The sequence below is a fragment of the Sporomusa sp. genome, from assembly GCF_057736855.1.
Genome location: NZ_JBYKYF010000164.1, coordinates 1 through 6,926, shown reverse-complemented (window position 1 = coordinate 6,926; position 6,926 = coordinate 1). Strand labels below are relative to the sequence as shown.

Genomic DNA, 6,926 nt, shown 5'->3' with positions numbered 1-6,926 from the left:
TAGGTGCCCAGCAGGACATCATTGGCCATATTGTTGGTCAGGAGCGGACGCTACCATTCCAGCCGGATAAAGGTCTGTCTCCAGTGCTGGATAACTACGCATATCGTCAGCTGCTTAAGGCCAAAATCGCTAAGAATACCTGGAAGGGGCGCGTCGAAGACTTAAAAGAAACCTGGCTAAATCTGTTTGGCAAGCCTATTATTATTCAGGACAATCAGGATATGACAATTGACGTAGTAGTTGTCGGCATTTTTGACCAAATAGTAAAGGATATGATTTTAAACGGTCTAATTGTTCCGAAGCCGCAGAGTGTAAGTGTTAACTATTCTTTTGCGGATGATGCTGTTTTTGGCTATGATATGGAAACCGCAAGTATTAAAGGCTATGACCATGCCGACTGGATGAATCCGAATCCGGCAGACTCTTTTGCTTATGATGTGGATAATGAAGAACAGCGGATGTATGGATATGAAAAAGGATATTGGACATAAGGGAGTTGTTTGAATGGCTGAAACTAATTTTAGAGTCTTTAATGAAGAAATGAACCCTGATAGGACATTCAGCGATGCTGAATATGATGTAGCAACACAGCGTCATGGCGGTGTAATTCCTGGTATGGCGCTGAGCAGACTGCATAACAAGTTATATCGGCAGTCCACGGCTATGGCTAAAGCGATTGCCGATTTTTTAGTTGAACAAGGCTATGACTGTAAAGACGATAATATCCCCGGTATCACAAGCGCAATCGAGGCTGCGATTAAAAAGGCCGCAGAATCTGAAATTGAAATTCATAAGACTGCAACTACCGGCGCACATGCAGCTACTGCCATATCCTGTACGGCAACGGGAAATATTTCAGCTACAAATGTACAAGATGCAATTGAGGAATTAAGTAATAAGCCAAGTGGTTTAAATCTTTGGAAACCTAGTCAAACCTACACCATCGGTGACATAGCCTATTCGCCGACGTTGCCCAGCTACGCCTACCTCGAATGCATCCAAGCTGGTACAACTGGTTCAACAGAGCCAATATGGCCAGCAGTGGGCGATAATGTCACAGATGGTACAGTTGAATGGGTGGTACGAGATATTAGGGAAGTCGAAGTTAACAAGGTTATGATAGCCGAATCCACCGGCTACGGCGTAATAAAAGGACTTTCCGTGTCGGCACAGAATCCTCCTGATATGACTGTAAAAGTCGAAGGAGGGACGGCACATATGCCAAGCGGAAAACGGGCTGTGATCGCGACGATAAAGGCGTTAGCAATTTTATCTGCTGATCCATTATTGCCGAGAATTGACAGGATATATGTCAATAGTAGCGGTCAGGTTGCATACGCACAAGGGACACCAGCAGCAAGTCCGGTTGCTCCTGCGTTGCCAAGTGGCAGCGTTAAAGGGTATCGAGTTAATGTGGCTGCAGGGGTAACAAGCATCACAAACGCGGATTTAGTTGATGAGAGAGAAACTAAACTTATAGAGGATAATGACATTACTAAAAACAGACCTAAAATGGATGTTTTTGCATATCTAAATCAAAATTATTTTACAGCAGGTGATACTACGTCCCTGGCTGGTCAAGGAATTGCCGTAAACGAAAGTGCTAATGAGTTACTTATTAGTTTTTCAAGACAAGATAACACTAATGCCGTTATTCAGGTATACGATTTAACAACTAAAGAATTTAAACGGCAATATACCAACTTACCCTATGGTCATTGCAGCAGCTTGGCTTATAACCCTAATACGGATACAATATTAATCCCTAAGTGGGACAAGGATAATAGTGATTACAGCTTGCTGAAAGTTAAATATTCGGACATGTCCTTGATTTCGTCACATAGTTTAGGCCAAAAGCCGGCACTTACTGCTTATTTTGATAATAAATATATCATTATGGATGTCGAAAACGATGGCCTAACTGATGATATAAAGGTTTACATTACCGACCAACAACTTAATATACTCCATAGCTTTTACATCCATAAACCTGATTATGTATTAAATGGTCATTTGCAAAATTGGATACAAGGAATTGCTGTGTCTGATAATTCCTTGGTGGTATCGTGGACAGAGGTTATTACAGTCAATTCTTTGAGCACAGGCAAAAAATTAAGAGAATTTATATACCCCAAGGCCACTATAAACTACCCGAACGAAGAGTTTGAAAGTATGTGTGTACTTGGAGAAGATATTCTACTATTAACGAATCAATGGGGTTATACTCCGCCCAGATACCATATCTACAAATTTAATATCAAATCCAATGGAAATCACACGCATCTAATCAACGACTTGCAGTTTGTGCAGCAAGGGACGACGCTGGAAGTTAATAAAAACTATAATGGTGGAACAGGCGATGGGACAAAGACAAAGCCGTTCACGTCTGTTTTACAAGCGTTAAAAACACTAAATCCTCTGTTGATCGGTGATGTAACGATAAATGTTGCTCCTGGCGACTACTCCGACGAATGTGATGGCTTGTTGCTACTAAAATATTATAATAGGGGCTTTATTCGCTTTGTCGGTGCGTCCAACAAGGCCGATGCAGTAAATTACAAGTTACCATCTCTACAGCTCCAAGGGGTGCATCGTGTAGAGTTTGTAGGTTTTAATTTTAATAGACCTATAAGTTCTGCAGATGTGTTGGCAAGAGAGACAAACGCAACATTTAAATATTGTATATTCGATTCTATAAATTCTGGCGTAAAAAAGAGTAATATTATAAATGCTATTACGAGCAATATATATCTTATTGATTGCGATTACTCAAACGCCTGGGCTGCATTATATGCCATTGAAAATGCGAGTATCTATGTATCAGGCAGTAATAACACTGGCACTAACAACACTTACGACTATGCTGCAGTTAGCGGTAATATTTTTGTACAAAATAATGGTTTTGGCGCAAACAATATATATCTCGGCACCAGTATGGATACCGCTGGCGAAGTAAGATTTTCGAAACGTACCGCAGCGCCAACAAGCGGAACATGGACAAAAGGTTGTGTAATCTATAATAGTGCTCCTGCTGCTGGCGACTATATTGGATGGATTTGTGTTACCAGTGGTACGCCGGGGACATGGAAAGGTTTTGGATTAATTCAAGCATAAGGAGTGGTAATGATGGGTTTACAAAAAAACTATTGAATTAGCAAGCGGAATCACGGTAGAAAATGCTTATATAAAAATTGATTCGGAAGGGGGAGATAAAACCAGCAGAACATATAGCGTAGTCAGTTTTGTTGATAAAGCAGCTGCAGATGCAAAAAAAAGTTGCCTGGAACCTCCAGAAATATATAACTATATCCTTAATACATCTGAGGGGGCTTTAAACCCAATAGCGCAGGCATACGAAGACTTAAAAACAAAAGAAAAATATAAAACCGCCGTAGACTGCTAAGAGCCGCAAGGCTCTATTTTTATTGGGGGTGGGGATTTGGATTTAACTTGGCTGAAAAGTATTTACACAACAAGCGAATTAAAAATATTGGCGTTAGGCTCCGCGTTCGGGGCCTTTTTCTCTGCGGCTGTGGGCGGCGTTGATGTCCAAATGCAGTATTTTATCTATCTAGTCATTGCCGATTACGCCACCGGATTGTTTGCAGGGTGGAAAACCAAGGCGCTAAGTTCGCAGCGTGGCTTTAGGGGGTTAATGAAAAAAGTTGCGATATTTGCAGCAATCGCACTTTGCTTTACGATTGACCAGGCTGCCGGTATCAAAATTCTTAAAGACACAGCAATGTTTGGTTTTGCAGTAGCCGAGGGTTTTAGTATCTGCGAAAACGTAGATAGAGCTGGGTATGGTTGGCTAGTTCCATATTTTATTCGCAATAAGCTGATTCAGATTCAAAACGAAAAAGGAGTGAAAATCAATGGCTAAAATTTGCATTGACCCCGGTCATGCTGGAGGCAGAACAGATCCGGGAGCAGTTAATTCCATAACCGGTTTGCAAGAAGCCGATGTTAATTTAGCTATTGCCAAATTGGTAGCACATTATTTGGAGGCTGTGGGTTATCAGGTAATACTTACCCGCACTGAACCGGAACAGCCAGAAACTGATGATTTAGGATACCGGACAAAAATATCCGATCAGTTTGATGCTGACGTTTTTGTCAGTATCCATTGCAATGCCGCTACGCCGACTGCAGCAGGCACAGAAACCTGGTACTGGTATGAAAGCCAGAAAGGCAAGCGCCTAGCGCAGTGTATCCAAAAACAGCTCACCAATGGCCTGGGAACCGTAGACCGGGGCATAAAAGAAAGTATGCCAGGGCGCAGTCTCTACGTGCTGAAATACACAGCAGCGGTGGCGGCCCTGGTAGAAGTGGCGTTTATCTCCCATGCGGGGGATGAAAAACTGCTGGCCAGCAGCAGCGGACAGGATTGCGCCGCCAGAGCCATCGCTCGTGGCATTACGGATTATTTCGCGGGGGTGGCGTAATGAAAGAAACAGTTATAAACTTTGCAAAAAACAACTGGAAATACCTTGTGGGGCTGGCTGTATTGCTGGCCCTACTGTATTTTGCTCGCCAAGAGTACCAGCAATGGAAGCAACACATCATTGACCAGGCGCAGAAATCTGCTGTACAGCAGCCTGTCATTTTGCCGCCTCAGGTCATCCACACTAACACGGAAACAATCCGCGAGGTGGTCGTTCAGGCTCCTTCGCAACCGGGGGCGCTACTGTCGTTCGTAGAGCGTGAAGGCAAAGTTATTGCCATTGTGAACGGCCAGGAAGTGGAGGTGCCGAATCAGACCGGACAGCCGGAAGTCAAACTCGGGGAAAACGGTGAGCTACGTTTGTCGCAGGTAACTACGACTAAAATCGATGTAACTGATATGGCTAATGCCCAGGCGCGGTTACTTGCGAACCAGGAACTAGAAAAGCAGGCCCAGGAGCATAAAAAGGAATTAGATAAAGAAAAATCCGCTCGGAAACGTGAGCGGATGCTATGGATCGTCGGCACTGTTGCCGGCGCGTATTTGTTGACTAGATGATTTTAGCCCACTCTCATTGCGAGGGTGGGCTTTTTTATTTTTTATGGGTAATTGTATTTTTTACGGTAATAATTTACAATTAAAATAAAAATATGTAGATTTCAAGGTGATATCGTGCAGCATACAATAACGATAAATATGAGGACAATTGGTACATTAGACGCACTTTTGTGTCAACTTGGGCCCTTATATTACATGAAGCATGGAGACTCAGTTCATGTTCACATCGTATTAGCTACAATGGTTTATCCCGAATATTTAGCAACAATTGTCGGGATAATTAAATATGCCAGAAGCCTTAATATTCAAGTTGATGTAACTATTCAGAATGATTTTAACAATACCTATGTCCCTAGAGTAAATTTCTATCAAGAATTAAACGTTCCTTATCAGGAGGATTTTTGTAGAAGAAACCCACAGGGAAGGTTTGTTGAAATAACAAATTTTAATAGTGATAATAGTATAGATGTTACAAACGATATCATGAACGTAATTCGTACCAACTATCGACTTGACCATAATTTGTTGGGATGCCTCAATTACTGTTTCTGGGAAATGATAGATAATGTCCATATACATTCGAATTCACCGATTGGCGGTTTTACAGTAGTTCAAAACTATCCCCAGCGGCATGAATTGAGAATTGCAATACTTGATACCGGTAGAGGCATTTATAAATCGTTAGTGGAGAATCAAATTTACGCTCATCTATCACCTTCACAAGCACTTGAATATTGCATTAAAGAGAACGTTACAAATGGTCGCGGTGTAGGTAGAGGGCTTTATGATACAACTCGTTTTATACAAGAGAATAAAGGTGATTTTAAAATTTATTCCGGAAATAATTGTTTAACAATAGATTATTTTGGGAATATTACAGTTTATCCAAGTTATTTTTGGCAAGGGACATTAATATATGCGCGGATCAATACGAATATAATAGTTGACCCCATACGCGTTTTTGGTAACAACATACCAACAACTGTATTAGAGGTCGACGATTGCATAGATAATCTTTGGTAGAAGGAGGGATAAAATGCTTATAAGGTTTTGCGAAATTGGTGAATCATTTGGTACTCGGCCATTAGGTGATCAAATTAGAGAAAGCATGATTATTCCCAATTTAGACACAACAGGAAATGTAAAACTAATTTTTGATTTCAAGGACGTTGATGTAGTCTCACATTCTTTCGCTGATCAATGCTTTGGTAAACTTGTCGAGATGTTTGGATTAGAATTTATTAAAACCCGAACAACGTTTCGCAATGCGAACCCATTTGTCTCGAAAGTTATTAAAAGTGCAATAAACAATCGTATTGCACACAAGTAGGAGATGTTTATTAATTGATATTTTCCAATTCTAAGTGAGCTTCTACTAGGGAACGTAGTAGAAGCTCACTTTATTTCAGCCGCACCCTCCGGGGTGCGGTTTTTCTATTTACACCACTTGCCCATTGCAAACATTTGTTCTATAATCATACCAAATAAATGTTCGAGGTTGGGTATGGAGAATAAACATAAAATACCTGTAGGTGTGACAGCCTACCACGATCCAGACGGTAAAGTAAAACCCCTCTGCCTGCATTGGACAGACGGGCGTAAGTATATGGTTGACCGGGTCTTAGATGTCCGCGTGGCAGCATCTTTGAAAGCTGGCGGTCAAGGACTACGGTACACATGCAGAATTGCGAATAAACAGGTTTACCTGTTCTGCGACGATGGTAAATGGTTTATAGAGAAGTAACCCCGTCCTTTATACTGTGTAGACTTTTTATATTGTCCATTCCGTGTAATATAATAAGGAAGCTTTTTTTTAAGAAATAAGAATCAGTAAAAAACGCTGAAGCCTTTTAAGTTAGTAACCTGTTAGTGACAAAATGCCCGTTAACCCTTGTATCTCAAGGGTATTCGATTCTCCAAACGT

8 protein-coding genes are annotated in these 6,926 nt (G+C 41.3%); all 8 read left to right on the top strand.

Annotated features, from left to right (window positions below):
• A partial coding sequence (locus AC29Z1_RS11250) for a baseplate wedge 1 family protein (RefSeq protein ID WP_488271555.1) occupies positions 1–491 on the top strand: 491 nt, incomplete at its 5' end.
• 13 nt (positions 492–504) lie between these two features.
• Positions 505–3,114, top strand: a complete 2,610-nt coding sequence (locus tag AC29Z1_RS11245) for a hypothetical protein (RefSeq protein ID WP_488271554.1) — start codon at positions 505–507, stop codon at positions 3,112–3,114.
• A 325-nt stretch (positions 3,115–3,439) separates the two neighbouring features.
• A complete protein-coding gene (locus tag AC29Z1_RS11240) occupies positions 3,440–3,883 on the top strand; it encodes a phage holin family protein (protein WP_488271553.1) in 444 nt (147 codons plus the stop codon).
• On the top strand, positions 3,876–4,445 hold the full coding sequence (locus AC29Z1_RS11235) for an N-acetylmuramoyl-L-alanine amidase family protein (protein WP_488271552.1): 570 nt from the start codon (positions 3,876–3,878) through the stop codon (positions 4,443–4,445). The genes AC29Z1_RS11240 and AC29Z1_RS11235 overlap by 8 nt, the downstream gene beginning before the upstream one ends.
• Complete coding sequence (locus AC29Z1_RS11230) at positions 4,445–5,002, top strand: hypothetical protein (RefSeq protein ID WP_488271551.1); 558 nt, start codon at positions 4,445–4,447, stop codon at positions 5,000–5,002. Before AC29Z1_RS11235 ends, AC29Z1_RS11230 begins: the two co-directional genes overlap by 1 nt.
• A 138-nt stretch (positions 5,003–5,140) precedes the next feature.
• Complete coding sequence (locus tag AC29Z1_RS11225; protein WP_488271550.1) at positions 5,141–6,025, top strand: hypothetical protein; 885 nt, start codon at positions 5,141–5,143, stop codon at positions 6,023–6,025.
• A 13-nt stretch (positions 6,026–6,038) separates the two neighbouring features.
• A complete protein-coding gene (locus tag AC29Z1_RS11220; RefSeq protein WP_488271549.1) occupies positions 6,039–6,332 on the top strand; it encodes an STAS-like domain-containing protein in 294 nt (97 codons plus the stop codon).
• 174 nt (positions 6,333–6,506) lie between these two features.
• The gene (locus AC29Z1_RS11215) at positions 6,507–6,746 is read left to right on the top strand and encodes a hypothetical protein (protein WP_488271548.1); all 240 of its coding nucleotides are present in this window, start codon (positions 6,507–6,509) and stop codon (positions 6,744–6,746) included.
• Positions 6,747–6,926 lie beyond the last annotated feature (180 nt).

Coding starts and splice junctions, on each gene's coding strand:
- AC29Z1_RS11245 (WP_488271554.1), top strand. CDS start 505: ATGGCTGAAACTAATTTTAGAGTCTTTAATGAAGAAATGAACCCTGAT.
- AC29Z1_RS11225 (WP_488271550.1), top strand. CDS start 5,141: ATGAGGACAATTGGTACATTAGACGCACTTTTGTGTCAACTTGGGCCC.
- AC29Z1_RS11215 (WP_488271548.1), top strand. CDS start 6,507: ATGGAGAATAAACATAAAATACCTGTAGGTGTGACAGCCTACCACGAT.
- AC29Z1_RS11220 (WP_488271549.1), top strand. CDS start 6,039: ATGCTTATAAGGTTTTGCGAAATTGGTGAATCATTTGGTACTCGGCCA.
- AC29Z1_RS11230 (WP_488271551.1), top strand. CDS start 4,445: ATGAAAGAAACAGTTATAAACTTTGCAAAAAACAACTGGAAATACCTT.
- AC29Z1_RS11235 (WP_488271552.1), top strand. CDS start 3,876: ATGGCTAAAATTTGCATTGACCCCGGTCATGCTGGAGGCAGAACAGAT.